Source organism: Chromobacterium subtsugae, assembly GCF_001676875.1.
In the GTDB taxonomy this organism is placed as follows: domain Bacteria; phylum Pseudomonadota; class Gammaproteobacteria; order Burkholderiales; family Chromobacteriaceae; genus Chromobacterium; species Chromobacterium subtsugae.
This window is the reverse complement of the sequence record NZ_JYKA01000030.1, coordinates 15,225-33,494: the sequence shown is the minus strand read 5'-3', so window position 1 is coordinate 33,494 and position 18,270 is coordinate 15,225. Positions and strand designations below refer to the sequence as shown.

The window sequence follows — 18,270 nt, the reverse complement described above, 5'->3', positions numbered from 1 at the left end:
ATGAAAAACCCCGCCAGTTGCCTGGCGGGGTTTTTGTTGGGCGGAGGCCTGAGATGCTTACAAGCCTACCCACTTGCCTTGCTTCAGTTGATACAGCGATACCGTCGCCTGCTGGATGTCGCCCTTGGCGTCGAACTTCACCGGGCCGGTGACGCCCTGGTAATCGGTCTTGGCGACTTCCGGCAGGTATTTGGCCGGATCGGCGGAGCCGGCGCGCTTCATCGCCGCGATTAGCACCTTGGCGGCATCGTAGTTGTACGGCGCGTAGGCCTGGATTTCGGTCTGGAATTGCTGCTTGAACTTCTGGTTGAAGTCGGCGTAGCCGGGCAGTTTTTCCTTGGGCAGTCCGGCGCTGGAGGCATAGGCGCCTTCGGCGCTGCCGCCGCCCAGTTTGGCGAATTCCGGCGTGTTGACGCCGTCGGCGCCCATGAAGGCCGCCTTGATGCCGAGCTTGCCCATCTGCTTGACCATCGGGCCGGCCTGGGCATCCATGCCGCCGTAGAACAGCAGATCGGGCTTTTCTCCCTTGATCGAGGTGAGCACCGCCATGAAGTCGGTGGCGCTATTGGTGGTGAACTCGCGCTTCACCACTTTGCCGCCGGCCTGTTCCACCGCTTTGGCGAAGTCGTCCGCCAGGCCCTGGCCGTAGGTGGTGCGGTCATCGATCACCGCCACGCGCTTGGCGCCCAGCTTGCCCACCGCGTACTTGGCCAGCGCTTCGCCTTGCTGCTGGTCGTTGGCGATCAGGCGGAAGGTGTTGCGATAGCCTTGCTGGGTGAAGGACGGGCTGGTGACCGAGCCGGAAATCATCGGGATGCCGGCGTCGGAGTAAATGCGGGACGCGGGGATGGCCGCGCCGGAAGTCAGGTGGCCGACGATGCCGGCCACCTTGGCGTCCACCATCCGCTGCGCGACTTGGGTGGCTACCTTGGGATCGGCCTGGTCGTCTTCCGACACCACTTCGAAGCTGGCCGGCTTGCCGTCCAGCACCAGTTTTTCGGCATTGGCTTCCTGTACCGCCAGCTTGACGCCGTCGTCGGCGTCGCGGCCCCAGTGGGCGAACGGGCCGGTCAGCGGATTGGCGGTGCCGATCTTGACGACGATCTTGTCTTCGGCGGCCTTGTCGTTGGATGAAGTCTGGCCGGCAGGCTTGTTGCAGGCGGCGACGCCGGCTACCAGCGCGCACAGCAGCAGGCTGTGTCGGGTTTGCATGATGAATCTCCTGATGTTCTCTTTGTTTATTTTGATAGTGTCGCCAATGCTATGGCGTGAGCTTACTGTGTCGATTGGCCATGGGTTTGTCAATCGGCGCGGCGGCAGCATCTGCCGCGAATGCGGCCGCCCACGTCGTGGAATGCGCGCAGACGCGCGGATTCGACGATTTCGTAACGCGCGCGCCGGCATGAAAAAAGCCCGCCGGAGAGGGCGGGCTTGGATGGCGCGGGCGAGGCTTATTGCGGTTTGGGCGCTTGCCAGCCGCCGCCCAGCGCCTTGTACACGCCTATCGTGGTATTGAGGCGGTCCAGCTTGGCGCTGACCAGGTTCAGCTCGGCTTGGAAGCTGTTGCGCTGCGCGTCCAGCACGTCCAGATAGCTGGAGTAGCCGTTGTCGTAGCGCAGGCCGGCCAGTTTCAGCGTGCGGTTGAGCGCGGCGAGCTGGGTGGTTTGCGCCTGCACGATGTCGCGCGCGGCGCTGTTGGCGGCCAGCGAGTCCAGCGCGTCCTTGAACGCCGACTGCACCGACTTCTGGTACTGCGCCAGCGCCTGCTTCTGCCCGGCGCTGGCGGCATCCACGCCATAGCCGGTGGCGCCGAAGTTGAAGATCGGCGCGGCCAGGTTGGCGGCGAAGCCCCAGGTGCGGGCCGGGCCGGTGAACAGGCCGTCCAGCGACAGGCTTTGCGAGCCCAACGCCCCGGTCAGGTTGATGCTGGGGAAGTAGGCGGCCTTGGCCACGCCGATGCGGGCGTTGGCGGCGATCAGCTGCTGCTCGCTGGAGGCGACGTCGGGGCGGCGCTCCAGCAGGCTGGCCGGCAGGTCGGCCGGCACGTCGGGCGGGCTGGCCAGGCTGTTGATGTCCTTGCCGCGCGTGAGATCGCCGCTGGCCAGCTGTTTGGGGCTGTGGCCCAGCAGCACGCCCAGCGCGGTTTCGGTCTGTTCCAGCGAGCGGGCGATCTGCGGCACCGAGGCGCGCGCCGCGGCGGCTTCCGCTTCGGCCTGGCGCTGGTCCAGCTCGGAAATCAGGCCTCCGTGAAAGCGCTTGGTCTGCAGTTTCAGCGATTCCTCGCGGCTTTGCAGCGTGCGTTTGGCGATGTCCAGCTGGGCGTCCAGCGCCCGCAGCTGGAAGTAGGTTTGCGCTACCTGGGCCGTCAGCGCCAGCTGGGCGGCGTCGCGGTCGTAGCGGCTGGCGATGTAGCCGGCGCGCGCCGCTTCGTTGCTGCGGCGCAGCTTGCCCCACAGGTCCAGTTCCCAGGCGGCGGTCAGGTTGGCCGCGCGCACGTCGTTGACCAGCGGGGTGCCGGGGCTGGTGGTGAGGGCCGAGGTGCGGCCGCTCTGGTAGCCGGCATTGGCGCCGAGCGAGGGCAGCAGCGCCGCGCGGGCGATGCCGGCCTGGGCGGCGGCCTGTTCGACGCGGGCGGCGGCGGCCTGCAGGTCGAGGTTGCTCTTCACGGCCTCCTCGATCAGCTGGTTCAGCGCCGGGTCGTCGAAACGCTGCCACCAGTCGGCGTCCAGCGCCGGCGCTTGGGCGCCGGCCTGGGCCGCGGGCAGCTCGACCTTGGGCCGGCTGTAGTCGGGACCGACCGCGCAGGCGGATACGGCCAGCGCGACGGCGACGGGAATCAGGGCGCGCTTAAGCATCTGAGTTCTCTCCTGCCTCAACCGCCGGTTGAGGTTTTTTCTTGCCGAACTTCATGATCAGGATGAAGAACAGCGGGATGAAGAAGGTGGCGATGAAGGTGGCGGCCAGCATGCCGCCGATCACGCCGGTGCCGATCGAGTGGCGGCTGGCGGAGCCGGCGCCGCTGGAAATGGCCAGCGGCACGCAACCCAGCACGAAGGCGAGCGAGGTCATCACGATGGGACGGAAGCGCAGCCGGGCCGCTTCCATCGCCTCCATGCCTTCTTCCATCTTCTGCACCGCGAACTCCACGATCAGGATGGCGTTCTTGGCCGACAGGCCGATCAGCGTCACCAGCGCCACCTGGAAGTACACGTCGTTGGCCAGGCCGCGCAGCCAGTTGGCCATCAGCGCGCCGAACACCGCGAACGGCACCGCCATCAGCACCGAGATCGGCAGGCTCCAGCGCTCGTACTGCGCCGCCAGGATCAGGAACACCATGATCATGCCGAAGCCGAACACCAGGGCGGACGAGCCGCTGGTGGACTTTTCCTGGAAGGCCGAGCCGGTCCAGGCCAGGCTATAGCCCGCGGGCAGCGTTTCCTTGGCGACTTCCTCCAGCGCGGTCAGCGCCTGGCCCGAGCTGTAGCCCGGCGCCGGGCCGCCCACCAGCTTCGCCGCCGGGAACACGTTGAAGCGTTCCAGCGTTTCCGGGCCGGTGGTTTGCTGGATGTTCACCAGCGCGGTCAGCGGGATCATCTGGCCGGTCTGCGAGCGCACGTAGACGTTGCGCAGGTCGTCCACCTTGGTGCGGAACGGCGCCTCCGACTGCAGCTGCACGCGGAAGGTGCGGCCGAACTTGTTGAAGTCGTTCACGTACAGCGCGCCGAAGGTGCTCTGCATGGTGTCGAACACGCTGTTGATCGGCACGCCCAGCGCCTTGGCCTTGTCGCGGTCCAGTTGGACGAAGACTTGCGGCACGCTGGCGGAGAAGGTGGTTTGCACGCCCTTCAGTTCCGGCCGTTTGGCGGCGGCGGCCACCATTTTCTTGGTGACTTCGCCCAGCGCGGTCGGGGTGCCGCCGGCGCGGTCCTGCACATAGGCTTCGAAGCCGCCGGTGTTGGACATGCCGGAGATCGGCGGCGGGTTGAAGGCCAGCACGATGCCGTCGCTGATGCCCATCATGCCCTTGCCGAACACGTCCTTGACCACGGCTTGCGCCGACAGCTGCGGATCTTTGCGTTGATCCCAGGGCTTGAGCACGATGAAGGACACGCCGGCGTTGGTCTTGTTGCCGCCGGACAGGATGTCGAAGCCGGCGAAAGTCATCCGGTCCTGCACCGCCGGGTTCTTGGCCATCATGGCATCCAGCTTGTCCATGCTGGCGGCGGTGCGGGTCAGCGACGCGCCGTCAGGCAGGAAGGCTGCGGCCAGGATGTAGCCCTGGTCCTCGTCCGGCGCCAGGCTGGACGGAATGATGCGGAACAGGCCGGCGGAGGCGGCGATCAGGCCGCCGAACAGCAGCACCGCCAGCATGGCGCGCTTGTTGATGAAGGCCACGCCGTTGGTGTAGCGGCTGGTCAGGCGGTCGAACCAATTGTTGAACCAGGTGAAGAAGCGGTTCGGGTGCTGGTGCTCGGCCTTCAGGATCAGCGCGCACAGCGCCGGAGTCAGCGTCAGCGCGACGATGCCGGAAATCACCACCGATACCGCGATGGTCATGGCGAACTGCTTGTACATCTGGCCGGCGATGCCGCCCAGGAAGGCCACCGGGATGAATACCGAGCACAGCACCAGCACGATGGCCACCAGCGCGCCGGACACTTCCTGCATCGCTTTCAGGCTGGCCTCGCGCGGCGACAAGCCTTCCTGCGTCATCAGGCGCTCGACGTTTTCCAGCACCACGATGGCGTCGTCCACCACGATGCCGATGGCCAGCACCAGGCCGAACAGCGTCAGCGTGTTGATGGTGAAGCCGAACGCGTACATGCCGGCGAAGGCGCCGACGATGGACACCGGCACCGCCAGGCAGGGAATCAGCGTGGCGCGCCAGTTCTGCAGGAACAGGAACACCACCAGGAATACCAGCACCATGGCTTCGGCCAGCGTCTTGTACACCTCTTCGATCGATACTTCGACGAACTTGGTGGTGTCGTACGGGATGCCGTAGGACAGGCCGGTCGGGAAGCTCTTGGACAGGCGCAGCATTTCGGTTTCCACCGCCTGCGCGGTGGCCAGCTGGTTGGCGCCCGGCGCCAGGAAGATGCCGATCGGGATGGTGGCCTTGCCGTTGTGCTTGCCGTGGAAGTCATAGGACAGCGCGCCCAGCTCGACGCGGGCCACATCCTTCAGCTTCACCGCGGAGCCGTCCGGATTGGCGCGCACGATGATGTTTTCGAACTCTTCCGGCTCGGACAGGCGGCCCTTGGTGGTCACCGTGTAGGTGAAGTCCAGCTTCTGCGGCGTCGGTTCGGCGCCCAGCTTGCCGGCGGCGAACTGCGAGTTCTGCTCGCGGATGGCGGCGGCCACGTCGCTGGGGGTCAGCTTCAGCTGCGCCAGCTTGTCCGGCTTCAGCCAAATCCGCATCGAGTAGTCCTGGCCGGCGAAGTTGACCACATCGCCCACGCCCTGCACCCGCTTCAGCTCGTCCACCACGTTGAGCAGCGCGTAGTTGCTGATGAACAGCGTGTCATGGCTGTTGTCGGGCGAGAACAGCGACACCACCTGCAAGATGGTGGCCGATTTCTTGCGGACGTTGACGCCCTGGCGGCGCACCTCCTCCGGCAGCTGCGACAGCACCGACTGCACGCGGTTGTTGACGTTGATGGTCGCCTGGTCGGGGTTGGTGCCGATCTTGAACGACACGGTCAGCGACAGCGTGCCGTTGCTGGCGCTGTTGGACTGCACGTAGAGCATGTCGTCCACGCCGTTGATCGCCTGTTCCAGCGGCGCGGCCACGGTGTTGGCGATCACTTCGGCGGAAGCGCCCGGATAGCTGGCGGTGACGTTCACCACCGGCGGCACGATTTCAGGGTACTGCTGGATGGGCAGCGCCTTGATGGCGGCCAGGCCCGCCAGCATGATCACGATCGAGATCACGCTGGCGAAGATGGGTCGCCGGATGAAGAAAGCGGAAAACATAAATCAGATTCCCCCTGCGATTACTGGGCCGCTGCCGCGGGCGCGCTGGCGTCCGCCTGGAACGGATGCGGTTTCACGTCGGCGCCCGGGCGCAGCTTGATGATGTTGTCGACTACCACCTGGTCGCCGGCCTTCAGGCCCTGCTCGACCAGCACGCTCAGGCCGACTTCCTGCGATACCGTGATCGGGCGCGGCTGCGCCTTGCCTTCCGGCCCCACCACCCACACCATCTTGCCTTGCTGGGTGGTCAGCACCGCCCGCTGCGGCACGGTGATGGCGGCGGTGCGCACCGCGCCGTTCAGCTGCACGCGGACGAACTGGCCGGGCAGGATGCCGCCTTGCGGATTGGCGAAGCTGGCGCGCGAACGGATGGTGCCGGTATTGGTGTCGACCAGGCTGTCGGTGAAGTTCAGGTGGCCGGTCTTGCCGTAGACGCTGCCGTCCGGCAGCTTCAGCTGCACTTCGAAGCCGCCGCCATTGGCCAGCTTCAGCTTGCCGGCGTGCTGCATCTTGCGCAGCGCCAGCATGTCGCCGTCGGACATGCTGAAGTTGACGTAGATCGGGTCCAGCTGCGAGATCTTGGTCAAGAGGCTGGCGTCGGCGCTGGTGGCCACCAGGCTGCCCTCGGAGCGGGCTTCCTGGCTGGTGATGCCGGAAATCGGTGCGGTGACGCGGGTGTAGCCCAGATTGATCTGCGCCTGCTCCAGTTGCGCCTGGGCGGAGGCCACTTGCGCCTTGGCGGCGTTGAAGGCGGCCACCGCGTCGTCGCGGTCTTTCTGGCTGACGGCGTTTTCCTTGAACAGCGGCATTACCCGGTCGTAGTCCTGCTTGGTGCGCAGCAATTGCGCCTGCTGCACCTGCAGATTGCCCTTGGCCTGGTCCAGCGCCGCCTTGAACGGCTCCGGATCGATCTGGAACAGCAGGTCGCCGGCCTTCACCGGTTTGCCTTCGGCGTAAGCGCGTTTTTGCAGGATGCCGCCGACGCGGGCGCGCACCTCGACTTCGCGCGAGCCGGCCGCCTGGCCGACGAATTCATACGATACCGGCACGTCGGCCGGTTCGACCTTGATCACGGCCACCGGCACCGGCGGCATGGCGCCGGCCTTGGCGTCGGGCTTTTGTCCGCAGGCGGCCAGGCTGGCTGCCAGCGCGCCCAACAGCAGGCCGCGCGCGGCGCGCGGGAGAGTTGCAGTTCCTTGCATGGTATCGAATCCTCGAAAGCAAAATCGGGAAGGTAATCAAATGGATAGGGCTTCAGGGGATGGTCAGTCTGGATTGTCATAACCTGAAGCTTCGGTATTTTACATACATACGCGTCTGTATGTAAAATGCTATAATGTCTCGGATATGTAAAAACGCAGCGGTTTGGGCAACAAAGAACCGTTAAAATTCATACTAGTACTAAGAGCGAAGAATGATGGATGGCACGGAAAACACGTGAAGAGGCCGAGCAGACCCGCCAGCTGCTGCTGGATGCCGCCGAGCGGCTGTTCAGCGAGCAGGGCGTGTCGCGCACCTCGCTGGCGGAAATCGCCACCGCGGCGGGTCTGACCCGCGGCGCGGTGTACTGGCATTTCCAGAACAAGCTGGACCTGTACCGCGCGATGCTGGACCGGGTTTCGCCGTCTTTCGACGATATGCGCGAGCAACTGTTGCGAACCGCCGACACCGATCCGGCGCGGGCGCTGTGGGAGCACAGCCACCGCCTGCTGGCGCTGATCGAGCATAATCCTCAGGTGCGGCGCATCCTGCTGATCCTGTTTTTGCGCAGCGAGCACGTCGGCGAGCTAGAGCCTATCCACGAGGAGTGCGTGGCGCACATGCACGAGGCGCGCGGCTTGCTGAGCCATGTGGTGCAGGTGGCCAAGGACAGGGGGCAGGCGTATGCCTGCGTCGAGCCGGAAGAGGCGGCGACGGTGGTGCAGGCGCTGCACGACGGCCTGATGCACAAGCTGGTGATAGAGCAGCCGGGGCCGGACGCCATGCTGGCGGCCAGCCGCTTGTTGCAATATTTGTACCGCGGCATCTTCACGCCTGAAATCATGGAACAACTTACCACCTGAGCGCGCGGCGGCGCTATAATTGCGCTTTTTTCTCAAGCCACTAGCGCAGCCGTCTTGGTCTGGCATCGCCTTGGTGGCGCCATGGTTTTCATGTCCCACGCAATCGAAATCGAGGCCGTCAGCAAACGCTACGGCCAGCTGCAGGCGCTGGATAAGGTGAGCTTCACCGTCGAGCCCGGCGAATTCTTCGCGCTGCTCGGCCCCAACGGCGCCGGCAAGACCACGCTGATCTCGGCGCTGGCCGGCTTGGCGCGCCCCGACAGCGGCCGCATCCGGGTGATGGGCCACGACGTGGTGCGCGATTTCAAGCAAGCGCGGCGCGCCCTGGGCGTGGTGCCGCAGGAGCTGGTGTTCGACCCCTTCCTGTCGGTGCGCGAAACGCTGCGCTTCCAATCGGGCTACTTCGGCCTGTCCCGCAACGACGCCTGGATCGACGAGCTGCTGTTCAAACTGGGCCTGGCCGACAAGGCCGACAGCAATATGCGCGCGCTGTCCGGCGGCATGAAGCGCCGCGTGATGGTGGCGCAGGCGCTGGTGCACCGTCCGCCGGTGATCGTGCTGGACGAACCCACCGCCGGCGTCGACGTCGAGCTGCGCCAGAGCCTGTGGGTGTTCGTGCAGGAGCTGAACCGCGCCGGCCACGCCATCGTGCTGACCACCCATTACCTGGAAGAAGCCGAAACGCTGTGCTCGCGCATCGCCATGCTGAAGAAGGGCAAGCTGCTGGCGCTGGAAAGCAAGGACAAGCTGCTGGCCCACAGCGCGCGCCGCGAAGTGGCGGTGAAGCTGTCCGGCGCGCTGCCCGACAGCCTGCTGCCGCGCAAGCTGCGCGACGAGGATGGCCGGGTGGTGCTGCAACTGGCCGAGCTGGCCGAACTGGAAACGGTGCTGGCCACCTTGCGCCAGGCCGGCGTCGACGTGCGCGAATTGAACGTGGTGGAGGCGGACCTGGAAAGCGTGTTCGTCAAGATGATGAACGGGAGCGCGGCATGATAGGTTTTCTCACCCTGTTCAAGAAGGAGCTGGTGCGTTTCTGGAAGGTATCGTTCCAGACCGTGGCCGCCCCGGTGCTGACCGCGCTGATGTACCAGCTGATCTTCGCCCACGTGCTGTCCAAGCACGTCGAGGCCTATCCCGGCGTCGGCTACACCGCTTTTCTGATTCCCGGCCTGGCGATGATGTCGATGGCGCAGAACGCCTTCGCCAACAGCTCCTCCAGCCTGATCCAGTCCAAGATCACCGGCAACATCGTGTTCCTGATGCTGCCGCCGCTGACCGCGCCGGAGTTCTTCCTTGCCTACCTGCTGGCCTCGGTGGTGCGCGGCCTGGCGGTGGGCGCCGGCGTGCTGCTGGTCACCGCCTGGTTCGGCCTGCCGTTGCCGGCCCAGCCGCTGTGGGCGGTGCTGTTCGCGGTGCTGGGCTGCGGCGTGCTGGGCACGCTGGGCGTGATCGCCGGCATCTGGGCGGAGAAATTCGACCAGCTGGCCGCCTTCCAGAATTTCCTGATCATGCCGCTGACTTTCCTGTCCGGCGTGTTCTATTCCATCAACAGCCTGCCGTCGTTCTGGTACGCCGTGTCGCACGCCAACCCGGTGTTCTACATGATAGACGGCTTCCGCTACGGCTTTTTCGGCCAGGCCGACGTCAGCCCCTGGCTGTCCGCCGGCGTGGTGGGCGGCAGCTTCGCCGCGCTGGTGTCTTTGGCCCTATGGCTGATCCACTCCGGCTACAAGCTGCGCCACTGAACATTATTCGCTCTGGATTCCCGCAATGACCGAACAGCAAGTCAAGCAATACATCGAGGCCGGCCTCGAATGCACTTACCTGAAAGTGGAGGGCGACGGCCACCACTTCTACGCCACCGTGGTTTCGGCCGCCTTCGAGGGCAAGCGCCTGATCGACCGCCACCGCATGGTGAAGGAAGTGATCGCCGCCCGCCTGGCCAGCAACGAAATCCACGCGCTCTCCATCGTCAAGGCGGCCACGCCGGACGAGTGGGCCAAACTGCAAGCTTGAAAGCCACACCATGGATAAACTGAAAATCATCGGCAACGGCCCGCTCAACGGCGAAATCCGCGTCTCCGGCGCCAAGAACGCCGCGCTGCCCATTCTGTGCGCCAGCCTGCTGACCGGCGACACCATGCGTTTCACCAACGTGCCGATGCTGCGCGACATCGCCACCACCCAGAAGCTGCTGCAGGGCATGGGCGTGCGGGTGATGACCGACAATGTCCACGAGATGGAGATCACCGCCGGCCAGCTGGACAGCCTGGTGGCGCCGTACGATCTGGTGAAGACCATGCGCGCGTCCATCCTGGTGCTGGGCCCGACGCTGGCGCGCTTCGGCGAAGCCACGGTCAGCTTGCCCGGCGGCTGCGCGATCGGCAGCCGTCCGGTCGACCAGCACATCAAGGGCCTGGTGGCGATGGGCGCCGAGGTGTCGATCGAGCACGGTTACGTGAAGGCGCGCGCCAAGCGCCTGCGCGGCGCCCGCGTGGTGATGGACATGGTCACCGTTGGCGGCACCGAGAACCTGCTGATGGCCGCCACCCTGGCCGAAGGCACCACCGTGCTGGAAAACGCCGCCCGCGAGCCGGAAGTGACCGACCTGGCCCACTGCCTGGTGGCGATGGGCGCCAAGATCTCCGGCATCGGCACCGACCGCCTGGTGATCGAGGGCGTCGAGCGCCTGCACGGCGCCGACTACTCGGTGATGCCGGACCGCATCGAGGCCGGCACCTTCCTGGTGGCAGGCGCGATGACCCGCGGCCACGTGGTGCTGAAGAACGCCGCGCCCAAGAGCATGGAAGCGGTGCTGGACAAGCTGCAGGAAACCGGCGCGCTGATCGAGTGCGGCGACGACTGGATCTCGCTGGACATGAAGCAGCGTCCGAAGGCCGTCAACTTCCGCACGCTGCCGTACCCGGCCTTCCCGACCGACATGCAGGCGCAGCTGATGACGCTGAACTGCGTGGCCGAAGGCGCCGGCGTGGTGACCGAGACTATCTTCGAGAACCGCTTCATGCACGTGCCGGAACTGAACCGCATGGGCGCCAACATCGAAGTGGAAGGCAACACCGCCATCGTCAAGGGCGTGGACAAGCTGTCCGGCGCCACCGTGATGGCCACCGACCTGCGCGCCTCCGCCAGCCTGGTGATCGCCGGCCTGGTGGCGGAAGGCGAAACCATCGTCGACCGGATCTACCACCTCGACCGCGGCTACGAGCATATCGAGAAGAAGCTGGGCGCCGTCGGCGCGCTGATCGAACGCATCAGCTGATCCGCCCCATTCGCGCAGACGAAAAAACGCCGCCTCCATCGGGAGCGCGGCGTTTTTCTTTGCCCGGAGCCGGGCGGGCGGCGGACTCAGGCTTTCTTGACGAATTCCGACTTCAGGCCCATCGCGCCGATGCCGTCGATCTTGCAGTCGATGTCGTGGTCGCCGTCCACCAGGCGGATGTTCTTGACCTTGGTGCCGACCTTGACCACCAGCGACGAGCCTTTGACCTTCAGATCCTTGATCACGGTGACGCTGTCGCCGTCCTGCAGCGTGTTGCCGACCGCGTCGCGCACCACGCGCTGTTCCTCGGCTGGCGCGGCGCTTTGCTCGTTCCATTCGTGCGCGCACTCGGGGCACACGAACATCGCGCCGTCCTGGTAGGTGTATTCCGATCCGCATTGCGGGCAGGCGGGCAATTGACTCATGGTGTTTCCTGACAAATTGAGAATGAAAACGGCCGCCAGGCTGCGCTTGGCGCCAGGGCGGCCGGGGTATTGTAACCCTACTCGCGCCATGGCCGCTTGCCCGCGCACGGATGCCGCGCGCCAGGCGGCAAAAAAAACGCGCCGCCCACAGGGCGACGCGCTGGTCCGGTCGACGGCGGCCTTACTGGGCGGCGGAGGCCGCGGCCGGCGCCGAACTCTCCACCGCATGCGCGGCCGGCGCGGAGCTGTCGCTCTTGCCGCCCGGTCCCGGCGAGTCCATCAGTTCGTCCAGGTTCAGGTTGTCGGCCGGCTGGGTCGGATCCGGCTGTCCCAGCTGCTTGGCGCGCAGCTGCATGTAGACGTCGCGGGTGTAGCTGTAGCGGTCCACCGCGGCGGTGTCCAGCAAGCCGTCCACGCCCAGATACTTGGCGCGGGTGCTGACGCCGTAGACGCCGTAGAAGGCGATGGCCTCCCGGCTGTTGTGGTAGACCAGCCGCTCCGGGCCGGGGCCGGCCAGCGACGCGCCCAGGCCGGCGCTGTCGCGCACGGTGGACGGGCCGAAGAAGGGCAGCACGAAGTAGTTGCTGCTCTTCCAGCCCCAGGTGGCCAGCGTGTCGCCCAGCGTGGTCTTGTTGTTCTTCAGGCCAGCCTGGTCGGCGATGTCGATCAGGCCGAACAAGCCGAAGCTGGAGTTGATCGCCACGCGCATGAAGTCGTTGGCGGCTTTTTCCGGCTCGGCGCGCAGCACGTTGAAGGCGAAGCTGTAGACATCCTTCAGGTTGTCGAAGAAGTTGCCGACGCCGGTGCGCACCGGCGAGGGCACCACTTTCTGGTAGCCCTGGGCCAGCGGGCGCAGCACCCACTGGTCGGCGGTGTCGTTGACCTTGAACATCGTGCGGTTGTAAGGCTCGTACGGGTCGTACGGCGTGGCCGGCGCGCTGGCGCAGCCGGCCAGCAGCAGAATGGCGACTAGGGGCAGGATGCGGCGCATTTCACTCTCCGGCGGATAGCAGGGGGCCCAGATCGTACAGGCCGGCCAGGGTGGCCAGACCCGCCGGCATGCCGGCGAAGGTCAGCGCGTGGCCGGCGGCGGCGGCGGCGCGGCGCGCCTGCAGCAGCAGCGCCAGCGCCGACGAGTCGGCCGCCTCGATGCCGGACAGGTCCAGCCGCAGCGGACCGCGCGCCGCCAGCTCGGCCAGCGCGCGCGCCAGTCCGGCGCTGGCCGCCATGTCGATGCGCCCGCTGAGGCTGGCCTCGCCGGGGGCGGTGGTCTTCAGCATCAGGGTTTGCCCTTGCCGGCAGCGGCAGCGGCGGCGGCCGGGGTGGCGTTCTTGTCCTGCAGCAGCTTGATCAGGCCGTTCACGCCGGTTTTCTGGATTTCTTCGTTGAAGCTGTTGCGGTAGACGGTGACCAGGCTGGCGCCTTCGACGCTGACGTTGTAGATCTTCCAGCCCTTGTCGCCCTTGTACATCACGTAATCCACCGACACTGGGTTGGCGTTGCCCGGCAGGGTGACGCTGGTCTTGACGGTGGTGTCGCGGCCGTTGGCGGACAGGGCCGGGTTGGCCTTCACGTCGACCTGGGCGGCCTTGAAGCGGGTCATGGTGGTGGAGTAGGTGCGCACCAGCAGGGTCTGGAACTGCTGGGTCAGCTGGGTGCGCTGCTCCGGGGTGGCCTGGCGCCAGCCCAGGCCGACCGCCAGCGCGGTCATGCGCGGGAAATCGAACAGCGGCACGGCGGCGGCTTCGGCCTGCTGGCGCACCTGCTTGGTGTTCTTGCCGTTGTCCTGCTTCAGGATGTCCAGCACCTGGCGCGAACCGTCCTTGATGATTTCAACCGGGGAGTCGGCGGCGGCGATGGCCTGGGTGGACGACAGGCCGACGATCAGACAGAACAGGGTAAACAGTTTTTTCATTTGCAAGATTCCATGTTTCACAGTTCATGCGGAGCAGAGCGGCGGCCAGCGCCGGCCGCGGATGCCCGCGTGGAGGGTTGCCCGCTTGCGACGCTATTTGCTTGCGTCTTTGCCGGAAAATCCGGTCATGAATTTACCGATCAACTGCTCCAGCACCATCGCCGACGAGGTGATGGTGATGGTGCCGCCGGCGGCCAGGGTGGTTTCCGAGCCGCCCTGCTGCAGGCCGATGTATTGCTCGCCCAACAGGCCGGAGGTCAGGATGGAGGCGCTGACGTCGTCGCTGAGCTGGTAGGTCTTGTCGATGTTCAGCGCGACGCGGGCGCGGTAGGTTTTCGGGTCCAGGCGGATGTCGGCCACGCGGCCCACCAGCACGCCCGCCTCCTTGACCGGCGCTTTTACCTTCAAGCCGCCGACGTTGTCGAAGTCGGCGTAGACGACGTAGGTTTGCGACGCGCTCTGCGGCGTCAGGTTGGCCACTTTCAGCGACAGGAAGGCGACGGCGGCGATGCCCAGAGCAACAAAGATGCCGACCCATAAATCAATGGTAGAGCGTTTCATTCGGTTTTTTTCCTAGAACATGAAGGCGGTCAGCACGAAATCCAGCGCCAGGATCACCAAGGCCGATGTGACCACGGTGCGGGTGGTGGCGGCCGACACGCCGGCGGCGGTCGGGGTGGCGTCGTAGCCTTCGAACACGGCGATCAGCGTGATGGCGACGCCGAAGCACAGGCTCTTGATCAGGCCGTTGATCACGTCGTAGTGCAGGTCGACATTGCCCTGCATCTGCGACCAGAAGGTGCCGGCGTCCAGGCCTATCATCACCACGCCCACCAGATAGCCGCCGAACACGCCGACGACGTTGAACAGCGCGGCCAGGATGGGCATGGAGATCACGCCGGCCCAGAAGCGCGGCGCGATCACCCGCGCCATCGGGTTGACCGCCATCACGCTCATCGCGTCCAGCTGCTCGGTGGTCTTCATCAGGCCGATTTCGGCGGTCATCGCGCTGCCGGCGCGGCTGGCGAACAACAGCGCGGCCAGCACCGGGCCCAGCTCGCGCAGCAGCGCCAGCGCCACCATCGCGCCCAGCGCGTCGGCGGAGCCGAACTTGGCCAGCGTGGTGTAGCCCTGCAGGCCCAGCACCATGCCGACGAACAGGCCGGAGACGACGATGATGATCAGCGACATCACGCCGGCGAAGTAGATCTCGCGTATGGTCAGCTGCAGCCTGAGCAGGCTCTGGCCGCTGTTGAGCAGGATGGCGGCCAGGAAGCGGGCGGCGAAGCCCAGCCGCCATACCGCGTTGATGGTGGCGTGGCCGAGCCGGCGCAGCGGCGAAGTCAGGAAATCAAGCATGCGCGCCCCCTTGCAGCCCCAGGTCGGCGGCCAGCGAGCTGGCCGCCGGATAGTTGTAATGCACAGGGCCGTCGGCCTCGCCGTTGATGAACTGCGTCACCCACGGCGAATCGGAGTTGCGGACTTCGTCCGGCGAGCCCTGGGCGATGATCTGGCCATTGGCGACGAACAGCACGTGGTCGACGATGGCCAGCGACTGGTGCACGTCGTGCGTCACCATCACCGCGGTGGTGCCGAGCGCGTCGTTGAGTTTCTTGATCAACAGCGCGATCACGCCGAGCGAGATCGGGTCGAGCCCGGTGAACGGCTCGTCGTACAGCATCAGCTGCGGGTCGAGCGCGATGGCGCGCGCCAGCGCCACCCGGCGCGCCATGCCGCCGGACAGTTCGGCCGGCATCAGCTTCTGGGTGCCGCGCAGGCCCACCGCCTCCAGTTTCATGGTGACGAGGTCGCGGATCATGTTTTCCGGCAGCTTGGTGTGCTCGCGCAGCGGGAAGGCGACGTTGTCGGCGACCGACAGGTCGGTGAACAGCGCGCCGAACTGGAACAGCATGCCCATGCGGCGGCGGTGCTGGTACAGCTCGGCTTGGCTCATCCTGGCGATGTCGCGGCCGTCTATCAGCACTTCGCCCGCTTGCGGGCGGATTTGGCCGGAAATCAGCCTGAGCAGGGTGGTCTTGCCGCTGCCGCTGCCGCCCATGATGGCCACCAGCTTGCCGCGCGGCACGCCCAAGGTGAGATCTTTCAGGATGGGCCGGTCGCCGTAGGCGAAGCTGACGTTCCTGAATTCGATGAAATGGTCTGAGGACACGAAAATTCCAAACTGCTTGCAAGAGGAGTCTTGTTGAGACCCCGGTGAGACGGCGAAATTCACGCGAGCTTCACCGCAGCGGCAGAGCGGAGCCGCGACACGGGTGAGGAGGGGCCGCCACTCTGCGGTGCCGGGCGGGCAGCTTGGGGGGTGGCGCGCCATCCAGTCTCGAATAGCTGGATTTTATAGCGTTGCGGGCGTGCCGCCAAATATCGCTATGTTACTGAGTGCAAATTTGCCGCAGCGCAATGCGTTTGTCTTGACTTGAGAGTCAAGTTATTTGCCTTAAAACCGCGCCGGACAAGCGCCGGCGCGGCCAGCCACGGTTCAGACGCCGCGCAACAGTTCGTTGATGCTGGTCTTGCTGCGGGTTTGCGCGTCCACCTTTTTGACGATCACCGCGCAGTACAGGCTGTGGCTGCCATCCTTGGACGGCAGGTTGCCGGACACCACCACCGAGCCCGGCGGCACGCGGCCGTACATCACTTCGCCGGTTTCGCGGTCGTAGATCTTGGTGGATTGGCCGATGTAGACGCCCATCGAGATTACCGAGCCTTCGCCGACGATCACGCCTTCGACGATTTCCGAGCGCGCGCCGATGAAGCAGTTGTCTTCGATGATGGTCGGGTTGGCCTGCAGCGGCTCCAGCACGCCGCCGATGCCGACGCCGCCGGACAGGTGCACATTCTTGCCGATCTGGGCGCAGGAACCGACGGTGGCCCAGGTGTCCACCATCGCTCCTTCGTCGACGTAGGCGCCGATATTGACGTAGGACGGCATCAGCACGGTGTTCTTGGCGATGAAGCTGCCCTTGCGCGCCACCGCGCCCGGCACCACGCGGAAGCCGGCTTCCTGGAAGCGGGCCTGGTTCCAGTCGCAGAACTTGGTGTCCACCTTGTCGAAGTAGCGCGACACGCCGTCGTCTTGCACCGCGTTGTCGCGGATGCGGAACGACAGCAGCACGGCCTTCTTCACCCACTGGTTGACCACCCAGTCGGCGCCTTGCTTCTCGGCGACGCGCAGGCGGCCGCTGTCCAGCTCGGCGATCACTTGGTCTATCGCCGCCTTCAGTTCCGCCGACACGGTGGCGGGGGTGATTTCGGCGCGGTTCTCGAATGCCTGTTCGATCAGGCTTTGGATCGGATGCATCTGGTTCAGTCCTTTGGCAATGTGGATGGATGTCGTCATTATTTGATCTTGTCTGTCGGGTTGCGGTGTTTCACGCCGTCAGGGCGGCGGATTGCGTACGGCAGAATTCTACAATTCTTTGCGCGGCGGCCACGCATTCATCTTGGCCGGCTACCAAGGCGATGCGGATGTAGCCGCGGCCGGGGTTGGCGCCATGGGCGTCGCGGGCCAGGAAGCTGCCGGGCAGCACCGTCACGTGTTGCTGCTGGAACAGCGCGAGGGCGAAGGCGGCGTCGTCGCCGCCCGGCACCTTGGCCCACAGGTAGAAGCCGGCCTCCGGCATTTCCACCTCCAGCACCGGCGAGAGCAGCGGCAGCACCGCGGCGAACTTGGCGGCGTAGGCGGCCCGGTTGGACTCGACGTGCGCTTCGTCGTTCCAGGCGGCCTGGCTGGCGGCCTGCACCGTCAGGCTCATCGCGCTGCCGTGATAGGTGCGGTAAAGCAGGAATTTTTCCAGGATGGCCGCGTCGCCGGCGACGAAGCCGGAGCGCATGCCGGGCACGTTGGAGCGCTTGGACAGGCTGGTCAGCATCACCAGCCGCTCCAAAGAGCGGCCGGACAGCCGCGCGGCGGACAGGCCGCCCAGCGGCGGCGCGTCGAAATAGATTTCGGAATAGCATTCGTCGCTGGCGATGACGAAGCCGTAACGGTCGGACAGCGCGAACAGCTTTTGCCAGTCGGCCAGACCCATCACCGCGCCGGTGGGATTGCCCGGGCTGCAGACGATGAGCAGCTGGGCACGGCGCCAGATTTCGTCCGGCACGCTGTCCCAGTCGGGCTGGAAGCGGTTTCGCGCCTCGCAGTTCAGGTAATGGGGCTCGGCCCCCGCCAGCAGTGCCGCGCCTTCGTAAATCTGGTAAAACGGATTGGGAGAGACCACTACCGGTTTCGCGCCGCCGTCGGCGTCTATCAGGCATTGCGTCAGCGAAAACAGCGCCTCGCGGCTGCCGTTGACCGGCAGCACCTGGCGCACCGGGTCCAGCGCGACGCCGTAGCGGCGCCCCGCCCAGTCGGCGCAGGCCTGGCGCAGCGCCGGCGAGCCCTGCGTGGCCGGGTAGCCGGACAGGCCGGACAGGTTGGCGCACAGCGCGTCCTTCACCAGCTGCGGCGCCGGGTGCTTGGGTTCGCCCATCGCCAGGCTGACGTGGGGCAGTTCGGCCGGCGGGCGGCAATCAGCCAGCAGCGCGGCCAGGCGCTGGAACGGATAAGGATGCAGTTGGGCCAGGCGTGGGTTCAACGCGGCGTCTCCATGA

The 18,270-nt window shown here is 65.9% G+C and carries 18 protein-coding genes; 5 read left to right on the top strand and 13 right to left on the bottom strand.

Annotation, left to right across the window (positions count from 1 at the left end; translation table 11 throughout):
• Positions 1–57: 57 nt before the first annotated feature.
• From MY55_RS21815 to MY55_RS21800, 4 genes are all read right to left on the bottom strand, one after another.
• The gene (locus MY55_RS21815; RefSeq protein ID WP_047238941.1) at positions 58–1,212 is read right to left on the bottom strand and encodes a branched-chain amino acid ABC transporter substrate-binding protein; all 1,155 of its coding nucleotides are present in this window, start codon (positions 1,210–1,212) and stop codon (positions 58–60) included.
• A gap of 239 nt (positions 1,213–1,451) precedes the next feature.
• On the bottom strand, positions 1,452–2,855 hold the full coding sequence (locus MY55_RS21810) for an efflux transporter outer membrane subunit (protein ID WP_047244501.1): 1,404 nt from the start codon (positions 2,853–2,855) through the stop codon (positions 1,452–1,454).
• A complete protein-coding gene (locus MY55_RS21805) occupies positions 2,848–5,976 on the bottom strand; it encodes an efflux RND transporter permease subunit (protein ID WP_065203042.1) in 3,129 nt (1,042 codons plus the stop codon). The genes MY55_RS21810 and MY55_RS21805 overlap by 8 nt, the downstream gene beginning before the upstream one ends.
• 20 nt (positions 5,977–5,996) lie before the next feature.
• Positions 5,997–7,178 (bottom strand): efflux RND transporter periplasmic adaptor subunit, encoded by a 1,182-nt coding sequence (locus MY55_RS21800; protein WP_043580914.1) that lies wholly within the window; start codon positions 7,176–7,178, stop codon positions 5,997–5,999.
• A 219-nt stretch (positions 7,179–7,397) separates the two neighbouring features.
• Between MY55_RS21800 and MY55_RS21795 the strand changes: the two genes are divergently transcribed.
• From MY55_RS21795 to murA, 5 genes are all read left to right on the top strand, one after another.
• Positions 7,398–8,039, top strand: coding sequence for a TetR family transcriptional regulator (locus tag MY55_RS21795; RefSeq protein WP_043580916.1), 642 nt, complete (start codon positions 7,398–7,400; stop codon positions 8,037–8,039).
• A gap of 90 nt (positions 8,040–8,129) precedes the next feature.
• Entirely contained in the window at positions 8,130–9,032 is a 903-nt protein-coding gene (locus tag MY55_RS21790; RefSeq protein WP_043580963.1) for an ABC transporter ATP-binding protein, read from the top strand.
• Complete coding sequence (locus MY55_RS21785) at positions 9,029–9,784, top strand: ABC transporter permease (RefSeq protein ID WP_043580917.1); 756 nt, start codon at positions 9,029–9,031, stop codon at positions 9,782–9,784. The genes MY55_RS21790 and MY55_RS21785 overlap by 4 nt, the downstream gene beginning before the upstream one ends.
• A 25-nt stretch (positions 9,785–9,809) precedes the next feature.
• A complete protein-coding gene (locus MY55_RS21780; RefSeq protein WP_043580919.1) occupies positions 9,810–10,055 on the top strand; it encodes a BolA family protein in 246 nt (81 codons plus the stop codon).
• Positions 10,056–10,065: 10 nt separating this feature from the next.
• Positions 10,066–11,319: a UDP-N-acetylglucosamine 1-carboxyvinyltransferase gene (murA, locus tag MY55_RS21775; protein ID WP_043580920.1), complete on the top strand. Its 1,254-nt coding sequence runs from the start codon at positions 10,066–10,068 to the stop codon at positions 11,317–11,319.
• 86 nt (positions 11,320–11,405) lie between these two features.
• On the opposite strand, the gene MY55_RS21770 is transcribed toward murA, so the two are convergent.
• The 9 genes from MY55_RS21770 to dapC all read right to left on the bottom strand — a co-directional run bounded on the left by MY55_RS21770 (position 11,406) and on the right by dapC (position 18,254).
• Positions 11,406–11,744, bottom strand: a complete 339-nt coding sequence (locus tag MY55_RS21770) for a zinc ribbon domain-containing protein YjdM (protein ID WP_043580922.1) — start codon at positions 11,742–11,744, stop codon at positions 11,406–11,408.
• A gap of 181 nt (positions 11,745–11,925) precedes the next feature.
• Positions 11,926–12,735, bottom strand: a complete 810-nt coding sequence (locus MY55_RS21765; RefSeq protein ID WP_043580924.1) for an MlaA family lipoprotein — start codon at positions 12,733–12,735, stop codon at positions 11,926–11,928.
• A gap of 1 nt (position 12,736) precedes the next feature.
• The gene (locus tag MY55_RS21760; protein ID WP_043580926.1) at positions 12,737–13,024 is read right to left on the bottom strand and encodes an STAS domain-containing protein; all 288 of its coding nucleotides are present in this window, start codon (positions 13,022–13,024) and stop codon (positions 12,737–12,739) included.
• Complete coding sequence (locus MY55_RS21755) at positions 13,024–13,659, bottom strand: MlaC/ttg2D family ABC transporter substrate-binding protein (RefSeq protein ID WP_047244499.1); 636 nt, start codon at positions 13,657–13,659, stop codon at positions 13,024–13,026. The genes MY55_RS21760 and MY55_RS21755 overlap by 1 nt, the downstream gene beginning before the upstream one ends.
• Positions 13,660–13,752: 93 nt before the next feature.
• Positions 13,753–14,220, bottom strand: a complete 468-nt coding sequence (gene mlaD / locus MY55_RS21750; protein ID WP_043580932.1) for an outer membrane lipid asymmetry maintenance protein MlaD — start codon at positions 14,218–14,220, stop codon at positions 13,753–13,755.
• Between the two features lie 12 nt (positions 14,221–14,232).
• Positions 14,233–15,018, bottom strand: coding sequence for a lipid asymmetry maintenance ABC transporter permease subunit MlaE (gene mlaE, locus MY55_RS21745; protein WP_043580934.1), 786 nt, complete (start codon positions 15,016–15,018; stop codon positions 14,233–14,235).
• Complete coding sequence (locus MY55_RS21740) at positions 15,011–15,829, bottom strand: ABC transporter ATP-binding protein (protein ID WP_065203041.1); 819 nt, start codon at positions 15,827–15,829, stop codon at positions 15,011–15,013. Before MY55_RS21740 ends, mlaE begins: the two co-directional genes overlap by 8 nt.
• A gap of 327 nt (positions 15,830–16,156) precedes the next feature.
• Complete coding sequence (gene dapD / locus MY55_RS21735) at positions 16,157–16,978, bottom strand: 2,3,4,5-tetrahydropyridine-2,6-dicarboxylate N-succinyltransferase (RefSeq protein ID WP_043580965.1); 822 nt, start codon at positions 16,976–16,978, stop codon at positions 16,157–16,159.
• 70 nt (positions 16,979–17,048) lie between these two features.
• Entirely contained in the window at positions 17,049–18,254 is a 1,206-nt protein-coding gene (dapC, locus tag MY55_RS21730) for a succinyldiaminopimelate transaminase (protein WP_065203040.1), read from the bottom strand.
• Between the last annotated feature and the right edge of the window lie 16 nt (positions 18,255–18,270).

Coding starts and splice junctions, on each gene's coding strand:
- mlaD (WP_043580932.1), bottom strand. CDS start 14,220: ATGAAACGCTCTACCATTGATTTATGGGTCGGCATCTTTGTTGCTCTG.
- MY55_RS21765 (WP_043580924.1), bottom strand. CDS start 12,735: ATGCGCCGCATCCTGCCCCTAGTCGCCATTCTGCTGCTGGCCGGCTGC.
- MY55_RS21760 (WP_043580926.1), bottom strand. CDS start 13,024: ATGCTGAAGACCACCGCCCCCGGCGAGGCCAGCCTCAGCGGGCGCATC.
- MY55_RS21815 (WP_047238941.1), bottom strand. CDS start 1,212: ATGCAAACCCGACACAGCCTGCTGCTGTGCGCGCTGGTAGCCGGCGTC.
- murA (WP_043580920.1), top strand. CDS start 10,066: ATGGATAAACTGAAAATCATCGGCAACGGCCCGCTCAACGGCGAAATC.
- MY55_RS21800 (WP_043580914.1), bottom strand. CDS start 7,178: ATGCAAGGAACTGCAACTCTCCCGCGCGCCGCGCGCGGCCTGCTGTTG.
- MY55_RS21805 (WP_065203042.1), bottom strand. CDS start 5,976: ATGTTTTCCGCTTTCTTCATCCGGCGACCCATCTTCGCCAGCGTGATC.
- mlaE (WP_043580934.1), bottom strand. CDS start 15,018: ATGCTTGATTTCCTGACTTCGCCGCTGCGCCGGCTCGGCCACGCCACC.
- MY55_RS21770 (WP_043580922.1), bottom strand. CDS start 11,744: ATGAGTCAATTGCCCGCCTGCCCGCAATGCGGATCGGAATACACCTAC.
- MY55_RS21810 (WP_047244501.1), bottom strand. CDS start 2,855: ATGCTTAAGCGCGCCCTGATTCCCGTCGCCGTCGCGCTGGCCGTATCC.
- MY55_RS21795 (WP_043580916.1), top strand. CDS start 7,398: ATGGCACGGAAAACACGTGAAGAGGCCGAGCAGACCCGCCAGCTGCTG.
- MY55_RS21755 (WP_047244499.1), bottom strand. CDS start 13,659: ATGAAAAAACTGTTTACCCTGTTCTGTCTGATCGTCGGCCTGTCGTCC.
- MY55_RS21790 (WP_043580963.1), top strand. CDS start 8,130: ATGTCCCACGCAATCGAAATCGAGGCCGTCAGCAAACGCTACGGCCAG.
- MY55_RS21785 (WP_043580917.1), top strand. CDS start 9,029: ATGATAGGTTTTCTCACCCTGTTCAAGAAGGAGCTGGTGCGTTTCTGG.
- MY55_RS21780 (WP_043580919.1), top strand. CDS start 9,810: ATGACCGAACAGCAAGTCAAGCAATACATCGAGGCCGGCCTCGAATGC.
- dapD (WP_043580965.1), bottom strand. CDS start 16,978: ATGCATCCGATCCAAAGCCTGATCGAACAGGCATTCGAGAACCGCGCC.